This is a genomic window from Pseudomonas nabeulensis (genome assembly GCF_004682045.1).
Classification (GTDB): Bacteria; Pseudomonadota; Gammaproteobacteria; order Pseudomonadales; family Pseudomonadaceae; genus Aquipseudomonas; species Aquipseudomonas nabeulensis.
In genome coordinates this window covers 15512-35800 of record NZ_QUZT01000020.1, presented here as the reverse complement: position 1 = coordinate 35800, position 20289 = coordinate 15512, and the positions used below count along the sequence as shown (strand labels likewise).

The window sequence follows — 20289 nt, the reverse complement described above, 5'->3', positions numbered from 1 at the left end:
GTTCCGAAGGTCAGAAAATACGGAAAGGGACGTTGAGGACCACGCGGGCTTCCTCGACATTGCCTTCAATCTGGGTCTTGCTGTTGGTGCGCAGCCAGTTGCTGCCCACCGCCAGGCTAGCGCCCTTGAAGCGGCTGGATTGGAAGGCGTACATGAGGTAGGCGCCGACTTCGTAGTGGCTTTCATTGTCTTGGGTGGTCGCCAGGGTGTAGGCACCGTTGGCGCCGCCCTTGTAGTCGGTGCCGTCGATGCCCCAACCGCGGATGTACCACACCAGTGAACTCAGCCCTGGCATAAAGGCCGCCCAGTCGCGGGTGTACGCCACCTGGAACGAGGTCTCGTTGGGGCCGTTGAAGTACGAGCCCATGGTGTTGGGCAGCGACATGGCGTTGGAGTCGCGCACGTAGTCGAACCATTCGTTGCCGACGATTTTCTGCAAGCCGAACTTGAGGGTGTTGGGCCCCCAGATCGGCGTGACGGTCAGGCCATAGGCTTGCTGGCTGATGTTGCCGGCCAGCTCCCGCCCCTGTGAGTCGGTGTTGTAGGCGTCGAGCCGAATGCGCGTGGTCAGGGCACCCCATTGCGCTTGCGTGGCCAGGCCCAGGTACTGGCGATCCCAGACGTCTTCCAGGCGCGAGACGTAGGCGCTGGCGCGCCAATCGTCGCCGAACTTATAGTCGCCACCGACGTAGCCGTTCCAGTCCGGCGTTACGGTGCGGGTGGCCCATTGCAAGCCCAGGTCCTCGGTGCCGGCGGCGGCCCTGGGGCTGGTGTGGTCGAAGTAGCCAGCCTTGAGGGTCAGGCCCTTGACCGAGGTGTTTTCCAGGGAGGCACCGTCAAACGAAGCGGGCAGGGCACGCAGGTCGAAGAAGCTCATCATCGGCGTCTCGACTTGCTGGCGCCCGATCTTCACTTGGGTGTCGGCCAGGCGCAGTTTGAGCGCGGCAATGCCGAGCTTGCTCCAGTCATCGACCACGCTGCCGTCCTTGTTCACCAGCAGGCGGTTACTGCCGCCGGCCGCCTTGGCGGTGCTGCGTTCCAGGGCGATGGCCGAGTACACCGAAAGGTCCATGCCTACGCCAATCGGGGTTTGGGTGAAGCCTGAGCGAAAGTCCAGCTTCAAGCCTTCGACCCACGCGGTGCGTGAGTGCGACGTTTGCGGCCCATCCGGGGTGTTATAGCGGTAGAGGCTGTTCTTGCTGGCCATTTCCTTGGAAAACCAGGTGCGGGTGTTGAGCGTCAGTGAACTGTCCTCGATGAAGCCGTGATCATCGCCCCAAGCCACCGGAATCAGGGTGGCGAACGTCAGCGCTCCGGCGATGGCGCCGGTGAGTGTGCGAATGCAATGCATGGGTTGTGCCTGTCAGAAGAGATCGGCAGATCGATAAGAATCGAGCGCTTATTGTTGTTGTTATGGTGTTTGCCAGGTGCGTCTTCACTTCACGCAGGGTTGAGCGGCTCCAACTCGCACCAGCGCGCCATGAACACCGCCAGGACCTTGGCGGCATCCACCACCGAATCAATCGACACCCACTCGTCGATCCCGTGGATATTGCCGCCGGTGGCGCCATAGCAGGTGGCCGGAATGCCGCCGTACAGGTTGAAGAAACGGGCGTCGGTGGTGCCGGTGAAAGTGAACTGCCCCGGGTTGGTGCCGATCACGTCCAGGTGCGCCGCCTGCAACGACTTGACCATGGGGGTGTTCATGTCGACTTCACAACCTTCGGCCTGGAAGCCCTGGTAGCGCACGCGGTACTGGGCGTCGCCGTGGGCCGGGTGAGCTTCGAACGCGTCCTGGATACAGGCTTCGAGTTCGCTGCGCACTTCCTCGGTGGTGCGGCCGGGGTAGAAGCCGACGCGGATATCCAGGCGGCAACGGGTGGGCACCGAGGAGGCCCATTCGCCACCTTCGATCTTGCCGAGGTTGAAGTTGATCGGCTTGTGGCTGTGGGTGTAGCAGTGATGGCGGTTGTCAGGCTCGTTCCAATGGGCCTCGCGTTGCTTGAGGGCCTCGAACAGTTTCATCGCCATGTCCACGGCGGAGAAACCTTCGCTGGCCACGGCGGCATGGGCCGGGTGGCCTTCGATTTCGACGGTCAGCCACATCACGCCCATCTGGCAACTCATTACGCCGTTGTTGGTGGGTTCGGTAATGATCGCGGCATCGGCGCTGTACCCCGCCACCAGGCAAGCCAGTGCGCCGTTGCCGGTGCATTCTTCCTCGACCACCGATTGCAGGATGACCTCGGCTGCCGGTGCGTAGCCCAGGTTTTGCAGGGCCTTGAATGCGATGAGGTAAGCGATGATGCCGGACTTCATATCGGCGCCGCCGCGACCGTACAGGCGATCACCGTCGACCCAGGCTTCGAACGGCGGGCGCGTCCACAGGCTGGCGTCACCCACCGGCACCACGTCGATGTGTCCATTGAAAATCAGCGAGCGCCCACGCGCCTGTTTGGGGCGGTGATGGCCGATCACATTGACGCGCCCGTCGTAGCTGATCAGCGACGGCGAGTAGCCAGGGTGTTCACGGATCGCGGCTTCATCGATCACCAGGTCGGTGACGTCCAGCCCCAGCGCGGCGAACTGCTCGGCCACCCAGGTTTGCGCCGAGGCTTCGTCACCCAGCAGCGAGGGTTTTTCGATCAGTTGCGACAGCCAGTCGACGGTTTGCCCACGCAGGGTTTCCACCGCCGTGATGATGTCCCGCTCCAGTGCCAATGGGGACGTGTGGGGTTGCAGCATGTGACCTCCGGGTCAATCGGGTAAAGAGTGAACCGAAGGCTAAGAGGGCGGGATGTATGTCGTCTAATACCTAATTTTTTCAGTGTCGATGCTGAAACGGCATGCTAGATGGCAGTGCGCCAGTGCCCTGTTTTTTGGCATGCTCGGAGGGGGCAGGGCTGACATCATCTTGCAGGCAACACTGTAGGAAATGTGGGAGGGGGCTTGCCCCCGATGGCGGTGTATCAGCAAAAAATTATCAGCTGACACTCCCTCATCGGGGGCAAGCCCCCTCCCACATTTGCCCGGAGTTGAATCTGAGGGCGGTGTCAAGTGCTGGGTTGCCAGCCGCCGCCCAAGGCGGTGATCAAGCCGACGCTGGCTTGCAGTTGGCGGGTCTGCACCGCCTTCAACGTCCGCTGCGCCTGTAGCGCCGCGGTCTGCGCCGTGACCACATCCAGATAACTCACCGCACCCGCCTGATAACTGTTCATCGCCAGCGCTTGGGTGTGTTGCGCCGCATCCGCTGCGGCCTGTTCATCCTGGGCTTCCTGTTGCAAATCCCGTAGTTGTCCCAGGTTGTCTTCCACCTCGCGCACGGCGTTGAGCACATGGCTGCGGTACTGCGCCGAGGCTTCTTCGAATTCGGCCTTGGCCTGGCGCTCATTGGCGCTCAGGCGCCCACCATCAAAGATCGGCAGGTTGACCAACGGCCCCAAGGCCCAGTACCGGTTGCCCGCCGAGAGCAAATTGCCGACCCCTTGAGTCTGCCCGCCAATCAACCCGGTCAAACTGAAATCCGGATACCACGCCGCCTTGGCTACACCGATATTCGCGTTGGCGGCAAACACCCGTCGTTCCGCCGCCGCGATATCCGGGCGACGTTGCAACAGGTGGCTGGGCAGTTGCGAAGGAATGCCCGGCAAGGCGATCAGTTGCGGGCTCGGTGGCAATGAAAAATCACTTGCCGCGACGCCCACCAACTCACCTATCGCATGCTCGGTAAGGTTGCGTTGGCCGCGCACTTCATCCCACTGCGCCTTGGCTTCGGCCAGTTGGTTTTGCGCACGGGTCAGGTCCAGTTCCGACGCGATCTGGCCTTCGTAGCGGCTGCGGGTCAGTTGCAGCGCCTGGCTGAAATCCTCCAGCGAACTGTTCAGAATCCGCGCCTGGGCATCCAGCCCATTGAGCTGCACGTACAAGGTCGCCAACTGGTGTTGCAGGCTTAAGCGCGCCACCGCCAAGTCATCGGCGGAGGCTTGCGCCTGTGCATCGCCAGCCGCCACTTGGTTGCGGATTTTGCCCCACAGGTCCAGGTCGTAGCTCAACGAAAACCCGGCGGTGTTGCTGTTGTAGACCGAGGGCTGCGCGGCGCCACGCAGTGGCTTTGAGTCTGACTGGCGCTGGCGCAACGGCTGCGCGCTGGCGGTGATCTGCGGGAACAACCCCGCGTGCAGTTGGCTGGCATACGCCTGGGACGCGTCGAAGTGCGCCAGCGCCGCCGCCAAATCCGGGTTGGCCTTGAGCAGTTGCTGTTGCAGCTCGCTCAGGCGCGAATCGTTGTAGAGCTTCCACCATTCGGACGCCAGTTGGTCGGACGGTTGCGCGCTGTGCCACGGGCCGTCGCTGGTCTGTTCGCGATAACCGACGGGCAGGTCAACGTGCGGCACCTGATAGGTCGGCGCCATGGAGCAACCCTGCAACGCCAGCACCATCAACGCGGCGATGGGCTTAAGCCTTGGGCGCATGCGCACCTCCCGAGGCCTCGGCCAGTTGCACCGGGTCGCCTTCGCGCAGGGCGTCCGGCGGGTTGTCGACCACGCGGTCGGCGGGTTTCAGGCCCTGGTCGATCACCAGGCGTTCACCAAGGTCCAGGCCGATATGGATGGCTTGCAGGTGCACATGATTCTGCGCGTCCAGCACCGCCACTTGGGTGCCTTGGGCGCGGAAGATCAACGCGCTGGCCGGAATGCTCACACCGTGGGTGTCCGCCGGAATCGCGAAGGTCGCTTCGGCGTAATCACCGGGCAGCAATTCGCCCTTGGGGTTGTCGGCGACGAACTGCGCCAGCAAGGTGCCGGAGCGGCGGTCGATGGCGGTGGAGTCACCGATCAGCCGCGCCTTGAAGTGTTCACCGGGATGCTCGGGCACCGTCAGTTCGGCTTCAAGGCCTGGGTGAATCACCGACGCGTAGTTCTGCGGCACCGGCACGTACAGGCGCAATTGATGGGTGTCGGCGATGTTGAACAGCTCCGGGTCGCTGTCGGTGTCGGCCTTGATCAACTGACCGATATCGGTGTTGCGTGCCGTGATGGTCCCAGCGAACGGCGCGCGAATGGTCTTGTAGCTTTCCAGTGCCGACAGCCGTGCGTAGTCCGCTGCGGCGGCCTGCGCATTGGCCTTGGCGGCCGCAGCGTTGGAGGTTTTTTCGTCGGCCTCCTGGCGCGATACGGAATGGCTGGCCAGCAGGTTTTGCCAGCGCGTGGCGGTGGTTTCGGCCAGGCGCGCATTGGCCTGTTCCTGGGCTAATCGCGCATGGGTTTGTGCCAGCTGCTGGTCCAGATCGGGGCTGTCGATCTCGGCCAATACCTGCCCGGCTTTGACCTGGGTGCCGATATCGGCTTTCCAGTCCTTCAGGTAGCCGCTGACCCGGGCGTGGATCGGCGCCTTGCTCCAGGCTTCCAGGTGCGCCGGCAAGCGCAGGGTGTCACCGGCGGCGTTCTGTTGCGGTTGGAACACCATCACTTGCGGGATGGCCGCGGTCTCCGTCCAGGCTGTGACCGATTGTTCGTGCAAGGTGCGAGCGTGCAGGCCGTTGGCGACCAACAGGGCGGCCAGGGTCAGGCCGCCGACACCCATGAGCATCAGACGCTTGCGCGAGGGTTTGTGATCAGACGACATGTGGGGTTTCTCCAGCAGCAGCGCGAGTAGGGTGACGCCCGTGGACCAGGCTGAACACCACGGGTACGAACAGCAGGGTGGCGATGGTGGCGAAGATCAAGCCACCGATCACCGCCCGGCCAAGGGGGGCGTTTTGTTCTTCGGAAAGGGCCAGCGGCAACATGCCGATGATCATCGCCAGGGCGGTCATGCACACCGGACGGAAGCGCGTGTAGCCGGCCTCCATCGCGGCCTTGAGCGCATCGCCGTGTTCGGCCAGGCGTTCACGGCAGAAGCTCACCACCAGGATCGAGTTGGCAGTGGCCACACCCATGCACAGGATGGCGCCGGTCAGCGCCGGCACCGACAGGGATGTGCCGCTGAGAAACAGCATCCACACAATCCCCGCCAGGGCCGCCGGCAGTGCGGTGATGATCACGAACGGGTCGGCCCACGACTGGAAGTTGACCACGATCAGCAGGTAGATCAGCACCACCGCGCCGAGCAAGCCGAAGCTCAAGCCGCTGAAGGCTTCATGCAGTGCGTCGATCTGCCCGTGCAGGCTGATCACCGCGCCTTTGGGGCGCATGGACGCGGTGTCATCCAGCACTTTTTGCACATCCCGCGCCACGCCGCCGAGGTCGCGGCCTTGCACGTTGGCGTACAGGTCCAGGGTCGGTTGGATGTTGTAGTGGGTCACCACTGCCGGGCTTTCCACGCGGGAGATATTCGCCACGCCTCCGAGGATTTGCGACTGCCCGTCGGCGCCGGTCACCGGCAAGGCTTCCAGCGACGGCAAGCTGTCCAGGCGGTATTGCGGCGTGGCCGCGACGATGGAGTACGACACGCCGTTGGCCGGGTTAAGCCAGAACGTGGGGGCGGTCTGCGAGCTGCCGGCCAGGGACGCGACCATGCTGTTGGTGACGTCACGCTCGGTAATGCCCAGGCCATTGGCGCGCAGGCGATCCACGTTGACTTGCAGCGACGGGTAACCGGTGGACTGTTGGATACGCAGGTCGGCAATGCCCGGCACGTGTTGCAGGCGACGTTCAAGCTCCACTGCGTAGGCGCGGTTTTCTTCATCGCTGCGCCCGGAGATTTTCACGTCCAGCGGGGCCGGGGCGCCGAAGTTGAGGATCTGGCTGCTGATGTCTGCCGGCAGGAATGCGAAGTGGCTACCGGGGAAACTTTGCGGCAGGGCTTCACGCAGTTTTTTCACGTAGTCGGCGGTGGGGGCATGGTCCTTTTTCAAGGTGATCTGGATGTCGCCATCCTGCGGGCCGATGGTGCCGCTGCTGCTGTAGGCCATGTCGATGCCGCTGAGGGGGATGCCGATGTTGTCGACGATGGTGTCGAGTTCTTCGGCGGGAATCACTTCACGAATTCGCGCTTCGATGCGGTCGAACGCCGCGGCGCTTTCCTCGATGCGCGTGCCCAGCGGCAGGCGCACATGCAGGGCCAGGGCACCGGCGTCGGTGGCCGGGAAGAAGTCCTGGCCCAGGCTTGGCAGCAACAGGAACGAGGCGAGTACACAGGCGAGGAAACCGAGGATAAAGCGCTTGCGATTGCCCAGCGCCAACGTCAGCAGGCCGTGGTAGGTGTCGCGGATATTCGAGAAGTGGCGCTCGAAACCCTGCTGGAAATTCAGCACCCCTTGCAGCAGGGCATTGCGCGGTTTGCTGTGCTGTTCGCCCTCGTGGTGGTTGATGAATGCATCTTCCGGGTGATGCCCCGCGCCTTGCTCTGGCGTGTGCGGCTTGAGCAGGAACATCGCCAGGGTCGGCACCAGGGTCCGCGAGAGGATGAACGAGCTGGCCATGGCAAAGATCACCGCCAGGGCCATCGGCCGGAACAGGTAACCGGCGATGCCTTGCAGCAAAAACATCGGCACGAACACGATGCAGATACACAGCAGCGACACGAATGCCGGGCCGACGATCTGCGCGGCGCCGTCGAGGATCGCGGTCTTCACCGACTTGCCTTGTTCCAAATGCCAGTTGATGTTTTCGATGGTCACCGTGGCGTCGTCCACCAGGATGCCGACCGCCAAGGCCAGCCCGCCGAGTGTCATCACGTTGAGGGTTTGCCCACTGACGGCCAGCAGCGCAATCGCCGAGAGAACCGCGAGGGGAATCGAGGCGGCGATGATGATCGTGGAGCGCCAGCTGCCGAGGAACAGCAGGATCATGGCACTGGTCAGCAGGGCGGCGATGATGCCTTCCTGGGCCACGCTGCCCACCGACTGTTTAACGAAGACCGAAGCGTCACCGAGCAACGACGTTTTCAGCGACGGCGGCAACGTTTCGTTGATGCGCGGCAGCATCTGGCGGATACCGTCGATGATCGACAGGGTGGAGATGCTGCCGTTTTTCAACGCGGGCATCAGTACGGCGCGATGGCCGTCGACGCGCACGATGTTGGTTTGCGGTGGCGAGCCGTCACGTACGTGGGCCACTTGGCCGATGGTGATCAGCGCGCCGTCGACGGTCTTGATCGGCAGGTCGTTGAGTTCATCAATCGCCTTGGGGCTGTTGTTGAGCAGGATCGTGTATTCGTTGGGGCCGAGCTTGGCGGTGCCCACGGGAATGATCTGGTTTTGCAGGGCGAGCGCGTTGCCCACGTCCTGTGCCGACAGGCCTTTGGCGGCCAGCGCCTGTGGGTCGAGATCGAGGGTGATCTGGCGTTGTTTGCCGCCCATGGGCGTCGGCATCGCCAGGCCGGGCAGGGCGCTTAGCGGCAAGCGGATATTGTTCTGTACCAGGTCGCGGATCTTGGCTTCCGAAAGGCTCGGGCTGGAGAACGCCATCTGCAAAATCGGCACCGTGGAGGCGCTGTAGTTGAGGATCAGCGGCGGCGTGATGCCCGGGGGCATTTGCTTGAGTACGGTTTGTGAAACGGCCGTCACTTGGGCGTTGGCGGTGCGGATATCCACGCCGGGCTGGAAGAAGATCTTGACGATGCCCATGCCGGGCAGCGATTGCGATTCGATGTGTTCGATGTCGTTGACGGTGGTGCTCAAGGAGCGTTCATAGGTGTAGATCACCCGACCGGCCATGGCGTCCGGCGACAGGCCGTTGTACTGCCAGACCACGGCGACCACGGGGATGCCGATATCGGGGAACACATCCGTGGGGGTTCGCAGGGCCGCCATCGGCCCGATGATGCAGATGAATATGGCCAACACGATAAACGTGTACGGCTTTTGCAGTGCGGTCTTTACCAGCCCGAGCATGCGTGAACCTCCAGGGGAGCAGGATTGCAAACCCCGGCAGTCTTGCCCGACCCACCTAACACGCACCTTTCAGCCAGGTGAAGGAAGATTTAGGTTAGGGCTGAAGATCGTTTCATATGCATTCATTTGTTCTCGGCAGGTTGGCCGCGCAAGCTTGTAAGCCATCGGACACATCGTCTTTTTGGAGCCCTGCGCCATGTCACTTAAACCGCTTAAACCTTTGTTGTTGATTCCCGCCCTCGGTGCTGTTTTGTTGTTGTCGGCGTGCGCCGGCCCTATCCCCAAGGCGGACCCGAGCGAAGCGTGGATTGGTCTCAAAGAAGAGGCGCCCAACGATTTGATGGCCGAGCGTATCGACGGTAAACGGGTGGATGATGGACGTTTCTTTGAAGTGACACCCGGCGATCACCGCCTGGACGTGACGTTGTTTGAAGAAGAGCCAGGCGACGACAACCAGCAGGACTGCCAGGGCCGGGTCGAGTACAAGCACTTCAAGGCGGGTGAGCATTACACCCTGGTGGAATCCAGCCTGGGCACCACCGTGCGCGCATCCCTCAAGGATGGTCACGGCAAGGAAGTCGCGGCGACCCAGGACTTTAATTGTATGCCTGGCTAGGCGTGGTGCACCGCCGCCTTGTGAGGCTTGGCGGGTTTGACGACGTGGGGGTGATGATGCCGGCGCGTGATGCGCAACACCCCCCACAACATGGCGCCGGCTACCGCCAGCCAACCGCAGATCAACAGGAAAATCGTTGTAGCAAGGCTCATTTGGGCCTCCTTTCGCCCCGCAGGGGGCACACACAGTCTTCTCAATGGACAGTCTAGCTACCTGGCGGTTGCTTGCTATTGACCAATGGTCGTGTCCGTCCAACTTCTTTGCTCTATGTCGCGTGTTTAACCCAGGCTTTGGGCTATACCCGCGTGGCAGAGCGTCCTATTATCAGGGCCCTTACCGGCAGTTGATCAAGAGAGTAGAAAATTGCGGTTACGGTCGAACCTTAAAACATCCGTGTTGCTGGCCTGTGCCCTGGGGCTCGTGGCCTGTTCTGCCACCCCATCGAAACTGGCGGGCCTGCCGGAGCGCGTTGAACTCAATGGCGTACCGACGTTTCGCAGCGAGGCTTATCAGAGCGGTCCTACAGCTTTAGCCAGCATGCTGTCGCAACAAGGCATTGTCATGACACCGGGCTTGCTGGATAAACCTTTGCATTTGCCGGGTGGCGAAGCGGACCTTGAGCGCAATATGCAAATGCTGGCGCGTGAGTACGGGCTGATGGTGTACCCAGTGGAGGCCAAATTGACGGCGGTACTGGCGCAGGTAGCGGCGGGGTATCCGGTGATGGCGCGGATTGGCGGCGGGCTATGGTCCGATGCCAGCTACGTGGTTGTGGTGGGGTTCAATCAACAAAAAAGCACGGTGTTGCTGCGTTCGGGCATGAACCGACGTTTGTTGATGAGCTTCAGCGATTTTGAATCGAAATGGAAAAGCGCCGGGAGCTGGGCAATCCTCACTCAACGCCCGGGCCAGTTGCCGGCGAATGTGGACGCACAGCGTTGGCGAGATGCCGCGAACGCGACGGCCCAGGCCGGGCAGGAGCGGGCGGCGGCGCAGGCGCTCAAGGTGTTGGCCGAACGCAAATAAACCATCATGTCGAGGTCAGTGTGGGAGGGGGCTTGCCCCCGATGGCGGTGTTTCAGTCATATATGTATCAACTGACCCACTGTCATCGGGGGCAAGCCCCCTCCCACATTTCAGCATTCCAGATTGAAGTTGGGGTGTGGCTTAGCGGCGCACTTCTGCCGCATTCGGGCGATTTTTCAGGTTTTTATCGGCCTTGTAGCGCAACGCCACATCCGGCACCGAGCCGCTCTTGCCGGTCTCAACCCAATTACGAATCCGCCCCGCATCCGCAAAATGCGTGAACTTGCCAAACGCATCCAAAATCACCAACGACACCGGGCGATTCCCCATGCTGGTCACCAGAACCAGGCAATGCCCGGCCTGATTGGTAAAGCCCGTCTTGGTCAGCTTGATATCCCAGTTGGCGCGGTTGATCAGGTGGTCGGTGTTGGAGAAGCCCAGCGTGTAATTGGGCTTGCGGAACGAAACGGTCTTTTCCTTGGTGGTGCTTAACTGGCTGAGCATCGGGTAATGACGCGCGGCGGCCAGCAGCTTGCTCAGGTCGCGGGCGGTGGACACGTTGTGGATCGACAGGCCGGTAGGCTCGACGTAGTGGGTGCTGGTCATGCCCAGCGCCTTGGCCTTGGCGTTCATCGCCGCGATAAACGCCGGGTAACCGCCTGGGTAGTGGTGGGCCAGGCTGGCGGCGGCACGGTTTTCCGAGGACATCAGGGCGATCAGCAGCATCTCTTTGCGCGGCATTTCGCTGCCGATTTTCACGCGGGAGAACACGCCTTTCATCTCCGGCGTGTCCTTGATATTGATATCGATGTATTCATCCATGTTCTGCTTGGCTTCGAGTACCACCAGGCCCGTCATCAATTTGCTCACCGAGGCAATGGGCACCACCACGTCGGGGTTGCTGGAATAGATGACCTTGTTGGTCTGCAGGTCCACCAACATGGCGCTGCCGGAAGCGATTTGCAGCTTGGAGGTGTCACGCGGGGCCTGGGTGGTCTCGGCGGCGTGCGCGAAGGTGCCTGTAAATGCAAAAAATAGGCTGACGAGGGAGAGACGAATTTTCACGCGGATGAACTCGCTAAAAAGTAAGGAAATACCGTTCGGGAACGGGTTTTTGATAAATGCCGTTACATTTTAGGAGTATGGATCAGAAACTGTCGAATGTTCTTCTAGAACCAGACGAAAGTGCTTAAAAACCAAGGAAAAAATCGATTTATGACGCGCAATAAAAAGCCCTGCGATAAGGCAGGGCTTTTTCAGCACGGCTGGTTATTAGTCGTGCAGGGTTTCTGCGGCGTACAACGTGTTCTCCAGCAGGCAGGCACGGGTCATAGGGCCAACGCCACCCGGTACGGGGGTGATCCACCCAGCGCGGGGCAGGGCGGTTTCGTATACCACGTCGCCCACCAGCTTGCCGTCTTCCTGACGGTTGATGCCCACGTCGATGACGATCGCGCCTTCCTTGATCCACTCACCTTTGACCAGTCCCGGCTTACCGGCGGCAACGACTACCAGGTCGGCACGGCCCACATGGCCGGCGAGGTCCTTGGTAAAACGGTGGGTGACGGTCACGGTGCAGCCGGCCAGCAGTAGTTCCATGGCCATCGGGCGACCAACGATGTTGGAAGCGCCGACAACCACGGCATCGAGGCCGTACAGGTCGACACCGGTGCTTTCCAGCAAGGTCATGATGCCTTTTGGCGTGCACGGACGCAGCAGCGGGATACGCTGGGCCAGGCGACCGACGTTATAAGGGTGGAAACCGTCGACGTCTTTGTCCGGACGGATGCGCTCCAGCAACTTGGACGCGTCCAGGTGCTCGGGCAGCGGCAGTTGCAGCAGGATGCCGTCGATGGCCGGATCGTCGTTGAGGTCGTCGATCAGGTCGGCAAGCGCCTGTTGAGTGGTCTGCGCAGGCAGGTCGTAAGCCTTGGAGATAAAGCCGACCTCTTCACAGTCTTTACGCTTGTGCGAGACATAAACCTGAGAGGCAGGATCGCTGCCGACCAGGATCACCGCGAGGCCAGGCGTGCGCAGGCCCTGCTGGCTGCGCTCGGTGACTCGTTTGGCGATCTGCTGGCGCAGGCTGGCGGCGATTGCTTTGCCGTCGATAAGTTGTGCAGTCATTACGCGTGATTAACCATCGAGAGGGGGAAGAAAAGTGCGCGCATTCTCGCATGCCATGGCGTGAGGGCAAAGGCGCTTGGTCTGCAAATTGCCCTAACCCCTTAAATAAAATGAATTTTTTTCAAAAAAGATTTGACGGGTTTCGAGGCCCTCTATACTATTCGTCGCACTTGTCGGGCACAGCCTAGCACTGGTTAAGAAGGTCGAGCAGAATAGATGGTTGTTCTGCAAGGCTGGAAGCACTTAGTTTGTAATCCTAATAGAGTACAGATTAATAAGGCGCCCGTAGCTCAGCTGGATAGAGCATCCGCCTTCTAAGCGGATGGTCGCAGGTTCGAGTCCTGCCGGGTGCGCCATTTAGGCAGCTTTGGCACAAGTAGCGCTATATGGTGGGCGTAGCTCAGTTGGTAGAGCACGGGATTGTGACTCCCGTTGTCGAGGGTTCGATCCCCTTCGTCCACCCCATATTTTGAAAGGGCGCCAGATTAAACGTCTGGCGCCCTTGCTTTAAGAGCTTCAAGCGCGGATGTGGTGGAATTGGTAGACACACTGGATTTAGGTTCCAGCGCCGCGAGGCGTAAGAGTTCGAGTCTCTTCATCCGCACCAATTTCAAGGCGTCGCCCTGCCGTCAGGTAAGGTGAGGTTCAACAAAGAAGATGTTTGAGTTCTTTGTTAATGCAATATGGTGGGCGTAGCTCAGTTGGTAGAGCACGGGATTGTGACTCCCGTTGTCGAGGGTTCGATCCCCTTCGTCCACCCCATATTTCGAAAGGCGCCAGATTTAACAGTCTGGCGCCTTTTTTGGTTTTGGCGGTTCGTTTCATCGTATTTGTGTGTCTCGATGATGCTGTGCTGCCTGCTTGCCCTGTTTGCGGGGGTGGGCCGTCAGGGAGATGGATGACGACCTCTTCTATATATAGAAGGGCGGCGCAGAGCCCTGGCGTGATCGGATGAATTTGTCACCGGGGCGAGGCTAAGCAATGCCTTCGTACCGATAAATTGCCGGCTGTTTTCGGGCGTATTTGCAGTAGGGTGACTTCTTGAGTTTGACCCACTAGAATGCATGCCCTTGATTGGGGTCGGAAATGGCCGGCTAACGTCTGTGCAACGAGGAATATCCATGCAAGTTTCTGTTGAAAATACTACTGCTATCGAACGCCGCCTGAGCATCACCGTGCCGGCTGAGCGTATCGAGACTGCGGTCAACAAGCGTCTGCAGCAGACTGCCCAGAAAGCCAAGATCGCTGGTTTCCGTCCAGGCAAAGTGCCAATGAGCGAAATCAAGCGCCGTTTTGGTGCTGATGCGCGCCAGGAAGCTGTAGGTGACGTGATCCAGGCTTCTTTCTACGAAGCGGTTGTTGAGCACAAGCTGAATCCAGCAGGTTCGCCGTCGATCGAGCCTAAGTCCCTGGAAGCGGGCAAGGACCTGGAATACGTTGCTACCTTCGAAGTATTCCCAGAGTTTACCGTTGCCGGTTTCGATTCCATCGCCGTAGAGCGCCTGAGCGCTGAAGTGGCTGATTCGGATCTGGACAACATGCTGGAAATCCTGCGCAAGCAGAACACCCGTTTTGAAGCGGTTGATCGTGCTGCCCAGAACGAAGACCAGCTGAACATCGATTTCGTTGGCAAGGTTGACGGCGAAGTCTTCGCTGGCGGCTCCGCCAAGGGCACTCAGCTGGTACTGGGTTCCAACCGCATGATCCCGGGTTTCGAAGACGGTCTGGTTGGCGCCAAAGCCGGCGAAGAGCGCGTTCTGAACCTGACTTTCCCTGCTGACTACCAGAACCTGGACCTGGCTGGCAAAGCCGCCGAGTTCACCGTGACCGTCAACAGCGTTTCCGAGCCTAAACTGCCAGAGCTGAACGAAGAGTTCTTCGCTCAATTCGGTATCAAGGAAACCGGCATCGAAGGCTTCCGCACCGAAGTTCGCAAGAACATGGAGCGCGAGCTGCGCCAGGCCATCAAGTCCAAGGTCAAGAACCAGGTGATGGACGGCCTGCTGGCTGCCAACCCGATCGAAGTGCCTAAGGCCCTGCTGTCCAACGAAGTGGATCGCCTGCGCGTTCAAGCGGTTCAGCAGTTTGGTGGCAACATCAAACCTGACCAACTGCCGGCCGAGCTGTTCGAAGAGCAAGCCAAGCGCCGCGTCGTGCTGGGCCTGATCGTGGCCGAAGTGGTCAAGCAGTTCGACCTCAAGCCTGACGAAGACCGTGTACGCGAAATGATCCAGGAAATGGCTTCGGCCTACCAGGAGCCTGAGCAAGTCGTGGCTTGGTACTACAAGAACGACCAGCAACTGAACGAAGTGCGTTCGGTTGTGCTGGAAGAACAAGTTGTGGATACTGTTCTGCAGAAGGCTAAGGTGACCGATAAAGCGGTCTCTTACGAAGAAGCAGTCAAGCCGGCGGAAGCAGCACAAGCCGACTGATTGTCCAACTCGTTGGAAATACAACCATAAGCCAGCCTCGCGCTGGCTTATGCGTTTTCAAGACAAGACTATTTGGGAGTAACTGCAGAGCATGTTCCGTAATTCCTATATTCAGCAGAACTCTGATATCCAGGCCGCTGGCGGCTTGGTCCCGATGGTTGTCGAGCAGTCCGCTCGTGGCGAACGCGCCTACGACATCTACTCGCGCCTGCTCAAGGAGCGAGTGATCTTTCTGGTGGGCCCTGTAGAGGACTACATGGCCAACCTGATCTGTGCGCAACTGCTGTTCCTTGAAGCGGAAAACCCGGACAAGGACATCCATCTCTACATCAACTCCCCAGGCGGTTCGGTGACGGCGGGCATGTCGATCTACGACACCATGCAGTTCATCAAGCCGAACGTATCGACTACTTGCATTGGCCAAGCCTGCAGCATGGGTGCATTCCTGCTGACCGCCGGTGCCGAGGGCAAGCGTTTCTGCCTGCCGAACTCCCGCGTAATGATTCACCAGCCACTGGGCGGCTTCCAGGGCCAGGCGTCGGACATCGAAATCCACGCCAAGGAAATCCTGTTTATCCGTGAGCGCCTCAACTCGCTGATGGCCAAGCACAGCGGGCGTACCCTGGAAGAAATCGAGCGCGATACCAACCGCGACAACTTCATGAGCGCCGAAGCCGCACAGGCATATGGTCTGATCGATAAAGTGATCGACCGTCGCCCCGCTTAATATAAGCCGCTCAAAATAGGGCGGGTCGGCGTGTCCGACCACTTGCGGGCTTGAAAAAGCCCGCATAAGCCTTCATCTTGTGTTGCAAGCCTATCGGATTTGGATCGAACGAATGACTGACACCCGCAACGGCGAGGACAACGGCAAGCTGCTCTATTGCTCCTTCTGTGGCAAAAGCCAGCATGAAGTGCGCAAATTGATTGCCGGCCCCTCGGTCTTTATCTGCGACGAGTGCGTCGACCTGTGCAATGACATCATCCGTGAGGAGGTGCAGGAAGCCCAGGCCGAGAGCAGCGCGCATAAATTGCCTTCGCCTAAAGAAATCAGCGGCATCCTTGACCAGTACGTCATCGGTCAAGAGCGTGCAAAGAAGGTTCTGGCCGTAGCGGTGTACAACCACTACAAGCGTCTGAACCAGCGTGACAAGAAAGGTGACGAAGTTGAACTCGGCAAGAGCAACATCTTGCTGATCGGTCCTACAGGCTCGGGTAAAACCTTGCTTGCAGAAACCCTCGCTCGCCTGCTGAACGTTCCGTTCACCATCGCCGACGCCACCACCCTCACCGAGGCGGGTTATGTGGGCGAAGACGTCGAGAACATCATTCAGAAACTGCTGCAGAAGTGCGACTACGACGTAGAGAAGGCCCAGATGGGTATCGTCTACATCGACGAAATCGACAAGATTTCGCGCAAGTCCGACAACCCGTCGATCACCCGGGACGTTTCCGGTGAAGGCGTGCAGCAAGCCCTGTTGAAACTGATCGAAGGTACGGTTGCTTCCGTGCCGCCACAAGGGGGTCGCAAGCATCCGCAGCAGGAATTCCTGCAGGTTGATACGCGTAACATCCTGTTTATCTGTGGCGGTGCGTTCTCCGGCCTGGAGAAGGTTATCCAGCAGCGTTCCACGCGCGGCGGCATTGGTTTCAGTGCGGAAGTGCGCAGCAAGGAAGAAGGCAAGAAGGTCGGTGAGTCCCTGCGTGAAGTCGAGCCTGACGATTTGGTCAAGTTCGGTCTGATCCCGGAATTCGTGGGTCGTCTGCCAGTCCTCGCGACATTGGACGAGTTGGATGAGGCGGCTCTGATTCAGATCCTCACCGAGCCGAAAAACGCATTGACCAAGCAATACGGCAAGCTGTTCGAGATGGAAGGTGTGGACCTCGAGTTCCGTACCGACGCACTCAAGGCCGTGGCCAAGCGGGCGTTGGAGCGCAAGACCGGTGCACGTGGTCTGCGTTCTATCCTCGAAGGCGTATTGCTCGACACCATGTACGAAATCCCCTCGCAGTCCGAGGTGAGTAAAGTGGTGATCGACGAAAGCGTTATTGAAGGTAAGTCCAAGCCACTGTTTATCTACGAAAACAGTGAGCCGACTGCCAAGGCTGCGCCAGACGCGTAAGCGTTTCGCAGTGTCGGTACAAACAAGGGGCCTTTCGGGGCCCCTTTGTTTTTGCGGCGTTTTTTGCCGCAAGACGTTTCCTGCGTTTAACTGCTGGCAATAAGCTTGTTTTTTTTGCATGCAGCCCCCATCTTGGTTTCAAGCTTATTTTTCATCTGTCATAGAGGCGAAATCATGAAGACCACCATTGAATTGCCTCTCCTGCCGTTGCGTGATGTCGTCGTCTATCCGCACATGGTTATCCCGCTGTTCGTGGGGCGCGAGAAGTCTATCGAAGCCCTCGAGGCTGCGATGGCGGGCGACAAGCAGATCCTGCTGTTGGCCCAGAAGAATCCAGCTGACGATGATCCAGGCGAAGATGCCCTGTATCGCGTCGGCACCATTGCGACCGTCCTGCAATTGCTCAAGCTGCCCGACGGAACCGTCAAGGTGTTGGTAGAAGGTGAGCAGCGCGGCGCGGTTGAGCGCTTTATGGAGGTGGACGGCCACCTGCGCGCCGAAGTGGCGCTGATCGACGAAGTCGAAGCCCCTGAGCGTGAATCCGAAGTCTTTGTACGCAGCCTGCTCTCGCAGTTCGAGCAGTATGTGCAGTTGGGCAAGAAAGTCCCGGCTGAAGTCCTGTCGTCCCTCAACAGCATCGATGAGCCAAGCCGCCTGGTGGATACCATGGCCGCACACATGGCGCTGAAGATCGAGCAGAAGCAGGACATCCTCGAAATCATTGACCTGTCGGCCCGTGTTGAGCACGTGCTGGCGCTGCTGGATGCCGAAATCGACCTGTTGCAGGTCGAGAAGCGCATCCGTGGTCGTGTAAAGAAACAAATGGAGCGCAGCCAGCGCGAGTACTACCTGAATGAGCAGATGAAGGCCATTCAGAAAGAACTCGGCGACAGCGAGGAAGGCCACAACGAAATCGAAGAGCTGAAAAAGCGCATCGATGCCGCGGGCCTGCCAAAAGACGCCATGACCAAGGCCACGGCCGAGCTGAACAAGCTCAAGCAAATGTCGCCGATGTCGGCCGAAGCCACCGTGGTTCGCTCCTACATCGATTGGTTGGTGCAGGTGCCGTGGAAGGCCCAGACCAAAGTCCGCCTGGACCTGGCTCGCGCCGAAGATATCCTCGACGCCGACCACTATGGCCTCGAAGAAGTCAAAGAACGCATCCTCGAATACCTCGCCGTGCAGAAGCGCGTGAAGAAGATTCGCGGTCCGGTGCTGTGCTTGGTTGGCCCGCCGGGTGTGGGTAAAACCTCCCTGGCCGAGTCGATTGCAAGCGCCACCAACCGTAAATTCGTGCGCATGGCCCTCGGTGGTGTGCGTGATGAAGCGGAAATTCGTGGTCATCGCCGGACTTATATCGGTTCGATGCCAGGAAGATTGATTCAAAAGATGACAAAGGTTGGCGTGCGCAACCCACTGTTCCTGCTCGATGAAATCGACAAAATGGGCAGCGACATGCGCGGCGATCCGGCATCGGCTTTGCTGGAAGTGCTCGACCCTGAGCAAAACCATAATTTCAACGACCATTACCTGGAAGTCGACTATGACTTGTCCGACGTAATGTTCCTGTGCACCTCCAACTCCATGAACATCCCGCCAGCCTTGCTGGACCGGATGGAGGTGATTCGTCTGCCGGGTTACACCGAAGACGAGAAGATCAACATCGCGGTCAAGTACCTCGCGCCCAAGCAGACTGCGGCCAACGGCTTGAAGAAAGGCGAGATCGAGTTCGAGGTCGAGGCGATCCGCGACATCGTGCGTTACTACACCCGCGAGGCCGGTGTACGGGGCCTGGAACGCCAGATCGCGAAGATTTGCCGTAAGGCAGTCAAGGAGCACGCACTGGAAAAACGCTTCTCGGTGAAGGTGACTGCCGACTCCCTCGAGCACTTCCTGGGTGTGCGTAAATTCCGCTACGGCCTGGCAGAACAACAGGATCAGGTCGGGCAGGTGACTGGCCTCGCGTGGACCCAGGTAGGTGGTGAATTGCTGACCATCGAAGCGGCAGTGATCCCGGGTAAAGGCCAGTTGATCAAGACCGGCTCCCTTGGTGACGTGATGGTCGAATCCATCACTGCCGCGCAGACCGTGGTGCGCAGCCGCGCCAAGAGCCTGGGGATTCCCCTGGACTTCCACGAGAAGCACGACACTCACATCCACATGCCGGAAGGGGCGACCCCGAAAGACGGCCCTAGCGCTGGCGTAGGCATGTGCACGGCCCTGGTGTCGGCATTGACCGGGATTCCGGTACGAGCCGATGTAGCCATGACCGGCGAAATCACCCTGCGTGGCCAGGTATTGGCCATTGGTGGTCTGAAAGAGAAATTGCTTGCCGCTCACCGCGGTGGTATCAAGACCGTGATCATTCCTGAAGAGAATGTTCGCGACTTGAAGGAAATTCCTGACAACATTAAGCAGGATCTGCAGATTAAACCGGTTAAATGGATTGACGAGGTCCTGCAAATTGCGCTGCAATACGCGCCGGAGCCCTTGCCGGATGTGGCTCCGGAGATAGTTGCAAAGGACGAAAAACGCGAGTCTGATTCCAAGGAAAGAATTAGCACGCATTAATGCGATTAAGCCTGGGGGCTTCCTTGACAGCTTTTTAGAGCCCTTGTTATAAAGCGGCTCTTAAGTGTCTGTAGGCCATTCAGCACTGGTTTTTGCTGTTTACCAAAAAACTTAGAATCATACTCAATAGATATATAAGGGGACTTAGAGTGAACAAGTCGGAACTGATTGATGCTATCGCTGCATCCGCTGATATCCCGAAAGCTGCTGCTGGCCGTGCGCTGGATGCAGTAATCGAATCCGTCACTGGCGCTCTGAAGGCCGGCGACTCCGTGGTACTGGTAGGCTTCGGTACTTTCTCTGTGACTGACCGCCCAGCTCGCACTGGCCGTAACCCACAGACTGGCGCAGCCCTGAAAATCGCTGCTGCCAAGAAACCAGGTTTCAAAGCCGGTAAAGCCCTGAAAGAAGCCGTTAACTAAGCTTCGATCAAGCCTTGACCTACCCGGGTCGAACGCAGGTTCGACCTGGCAGCGGAGCGGCAGAAGACCCACGTACGCATCGGGTCGCAAAGCCGGGGGGAGAACCAAAGCCCCCGTCCGCTCCGCCAGTTGCGAG

The 20289-nt window shown here is 59.5% G+C and carries 15 protein-coding genes and 4 tRNA genes; 11 read left to right on the top strand and 8 right to left on the bottom strand.

Annotated features, from left to right (window positions below):
* Positions 1-10: 10 nt before the first annotated feature.
* The 5 genes from DYL61_RS12790 to DYL61_RS12770 form a co-directional block, all read right to left on the bottom strand.
* On the bottom strand, positions 11-1351 hold the full coding sequence (locus DYL61_RS12790) for an OprD family outer membrane porin (RefSeq protein WP_135308590.1): 1341 nt from the start codon (positions 1349-1351) through the stop codon (positions 11-13).
* A gap of 89 nt (positions 1352-1440) precedes the next feature.
* Entirely contained in the window at positions 1441-2745 is a 1305-nt protein-coding gene (locus DYL61_RS12785; RefSeq protein WP_202978030.1) for a M20 family metallopeptidase, read from the bottom strand.
* Between the two features lie 308 nt (positions 2746-3053).
* Positions 3054-4472, bottom strand: coding sequence for an efflux transporter outer membrane subunit (locus DYL61_RS12780; RefSeq protein WP_135308589.1), 1419 nt, complete (start codon positions 4470-4472; stop codon positions 3054-3056).
* Positions 4456-5625 (bottom strand): efflux RND transporter periplasmic adaptor subunit, encoded by a 1170-nt coding sequence (locus tag DYL61_RS12775; RefSeq protein ID WP_135308588.1) that lies wholly within the window; start codon positions 5623-5625, stop codon positions 4456-4458. The genes DYL61_RS12780 and DYL61_RS12775 overlap by 17 nt, the downstream gene beginning before the upstream one ends.
* Positions 5615-8836 carry an efflux RND transporter permease subunit gene (locus tag DYL61_RS12770; RefSeq protein ID WP_135308587.1) on the bottom strand — a complete coding sequence of 1074 codons (3222 nt, stop codon included), beginning with the start codon at positions 8834-8836 and terminating at the stop codon, positions 5615-5617. The genes DYL61_RS12775 and DYL61_RS12770 overlap by 11 nt, the downstream gene beginning before the upstream one ends.
* A gap of 196 nt (positions 8837-9032) precedes the next feature.
* On the opposite strand from DYL61_RS12770, the gene DYL61_RS12765 reads away from it, so the two are divergent.
* Positions 9033-9452 carry a PA0061/PA0062 family lipoprotein gene (locus DYL61_RS12765; RefSeq protein WP_135308586.1) on the top strand — a complete coding sequence of 140 codons (420 nt, stop codon included), beginning with the start codon at positions 9033-9035 and terminating at the stop codon, positions 9450-9452.
* On the opposite strand, the gene DYL61_RS31275 is transcribed toward DYL61_RS12765, so the two are convergent.
* Entirely contained in the window at positions 9449-9604 is a 156-nt protein-coding gene (locus tag DYL61_RS31275; protein ID WP_167497961.1) for a hypothetical protein, read from the bottom strand. The genes DYL61_RS12765 and DYL61_RS31275 overlap by 4 nt on opposite strands.
* Before the next feature lie 211 nt (positions 9605-9815).
* Between DYL61_RS31275 and DYL61_RS12760 the strand changes: the two genes are divergently transcribed.
* Positions 9816-10478 carry a peptidase C39 family protein gene (locus tag DYL61_RS12760; protein WP_135308585.1) on the top strand — a complete coding sequence of 221 codons (663 nt, stop codon included), beginning with the start codon at positions 9816-9818 and terminating at the stop codon, positions 10476-10478.
* A 141-nt stretch (positions 10479-10619) separates the two neighbouring features.
* On the opposite strand, the gene pbpG is transcribed toward DYL61_RS12760, so the two are convergent.
* Together pbpG and folD are read right to left on the bottom strand one after the other, a co-directional pair.
* Positions 10620-11543, bottom strand: a complete 924-nt coding sequence (pbpG, locus tag DYL61_RS12755; RefSeq protein ID WP_135308584.1) for a D-alanyl-D-alanine endopeptidase — start codon at positions 11541-11543, stop codon at positions 10620-10622.
* Between the two features lie 207 nt (positions 11544-11750).
* A complete protein-coding gene (gene folD, locus DYL61_RS12750) occupies positions 11751-12605 on the bottom strand; it encodes a bifunctional methylenetetrahydrofolate dehydrogenase/methenyltetrahydrofolate cyclohydrolase FolD (protein WP_135308583.1) in 855 nt (284 codons plus the stop codon).
* A gap of 279 nt (positions 12606-12884) precedes the next feature.
* Here folD and DYL61_RS12745 point away from each other — a divergent pair.
* The 9 genes from DYL61_RS12745 to DYL61_RS12705 all read left to right on the top strand — a co-directional run bounded on the left by DYL61_RS12745 (position 12885) and on the right by DYL61_RS12705 (position 20153).
* Positions 12885-12961: transfer RNA gene (locus DYL61_RS12745), tRNA-Arg, on the top strand.
* Positions 12962-12994: 33 nt separating this feature from the next.
* Positions 12995-13070: transfer RNA gene (locus DYL61_RS12740), tRNA-His, on the top strand.
* A gap of 57 nt (positions 13071-13127) precedes the next feature.
* A tRNA-Leu gene (locus DYL61_RS12735) sits at positions 13128-13212 on the top strand.
* Positions 13213-13291: 79 nt separating this feature from the next.
* Positions 13292-13367: transfer RNA gene (locus DYL61_RS12730), tRNA-His, on the top strand.
* A 359-nt stretch (positions 13368-13726) separates the two neighbouring features.
* Positions 13727-15037, top strand: coding sequence for a trigger factor (gene tig / locus DYL61_RS12725; RefSeq protein WP_135308582.1), 1311 nt, complete (start codon positions 13727-13729; stop codon positions 15035-15037).
* Between the two features lie 91 nt (positions 15038-15128).
* A complete protein-coding gene (gene clpP / locus DYL61_RS12720) occupies positions 15129-15764 on the top strand; it encodes an ATP-dependent Clp endopeptidase proteolytic subunit ClpP (RefSeq protein WP_105522686.1) in 636 nt (211 codons plus the stop codon).
* 112 nt (positions 15765-15876) lie between these two features.
* Positions 15877-17160, top strand: coding sequence for an ATP-dependent Clp protease ATP-binding subunit ClpX (clpX, locus tag DYL61_RS12715; protein WP_105695718.1), 1284 nt, complete (start codon positions 15877-15879; stop codon positions 17158-17160).
* Between the two features lie 174 nt (positions 17161-17334).
* On the top strand, positions 17335-19731 hold the full coding sequence (gene lon, locus DYL61_RS12710; protein ID WP_135308581.1) for an endopeptidase La: 2397 nt from the start codon (positions 17335-17337) through the stop codon (positions 19729-19731).
* A 149-nt stretch (positions 19732-19880) separates the two neighbouring features.
* Positions 19881-20153: an HU family DNA-binding protein gene (locus DYL61_RS12705; RefSeq protein WP_105695716.1), complete on the top strand. Its 273-nt coding sequence runs from the start codon at positions 19881-19883 to the stop codon at positions 20151-20153.
* The last annotated feature ends 136 nt before the right edge of the window (positions 20154-20289 follow it).

Excerpts from the sequence above, each read along its gene's own strand:
- DYL61_RS12765 (WP_135308586.1), top strand. The coding sequence starts at position 9,033 with ATGTCACTTAAACCGCTTAAACCTTTGTTGTTGATTCCCGCCCTCGGT.
- tig (WP_135308582.1), top strand. The coding sequence starts at position 13,727 with ATGCAAGTTTCTGTTGAAAATACTACTGCTATCGAACGCCGCCTGAGC.
- lon (WP_135308581.1), top strand. The coding sequence starts at position 17,335 with ATGAAGACCACCATTGAATTGCCTCTCCTGCCGTTGCGTGATGTCGTC.
- clpX (WP_105695718.1), top strand. The coding sequence starts at position 15,877 with ATGACTGACACCCGCAACGGCGAGGACAACGGCAAGCTGCTCTATTGC.
- DYL61_RS31275 (WP_167497961.1), bottom strand. The coding sequence starts at position 9,604 with ATGAGCCTTGCTACAACGATTTTCCTGTTGATCTGCGGTTGGCTGGCG.
- DYL61_RS12770 (WP_135308587.1), bottom strand. The coding sequence starts at position 8,836 with ATGCTCGGGCTGGTAAAGACCGCACTGCAAAAGCCGTACACGTTTATC.
- folD (WP_135308583.1), bottom strand. The coding sequence starts at position 12,605 with ATGACTGCACAACTTATCGACGGCAAAGCAATCGCCGCCAGCCTGCGC.
- clpP (WP_105522686.1), top strand. The coding sequence starts at position 15,129 with ATGTTCCGTAATTCCTATATTCAGCAGAACTCTGATATCCAGGCCGCT.
- DYL61_RS12790 (WP_135308590.1), bottom strand. The coding sequence starts at position 1,351 with ATGCATTGCATTCGCACACTCACCGGCGCCATCGCCGGAGCGCTGACG.
- DYL61_RS12780 (WP_135308589.1), bottom strand. The coding sequence starts at position 4,472 with ATGCGCCCAAGGCTTAAGCCCATCGCCGCGTTGATGGTGCTGGCGTTG.
- DYL61_RS12785 (WP_202978030.1), bottom strand. The coding sequence starts at position 2,745 with ATGCTGCAACCCCACACGTCCCCATTGGCACTGGAGCGGGACATCATC.
- DYL61_RS12775 (WP_135308588.1), bottom strand. The coding sequence starts at position 5,625 with ATGTCGTCTGATCACAAACCCTCGCGCAAGCGTCTGATGCTCATGGGT.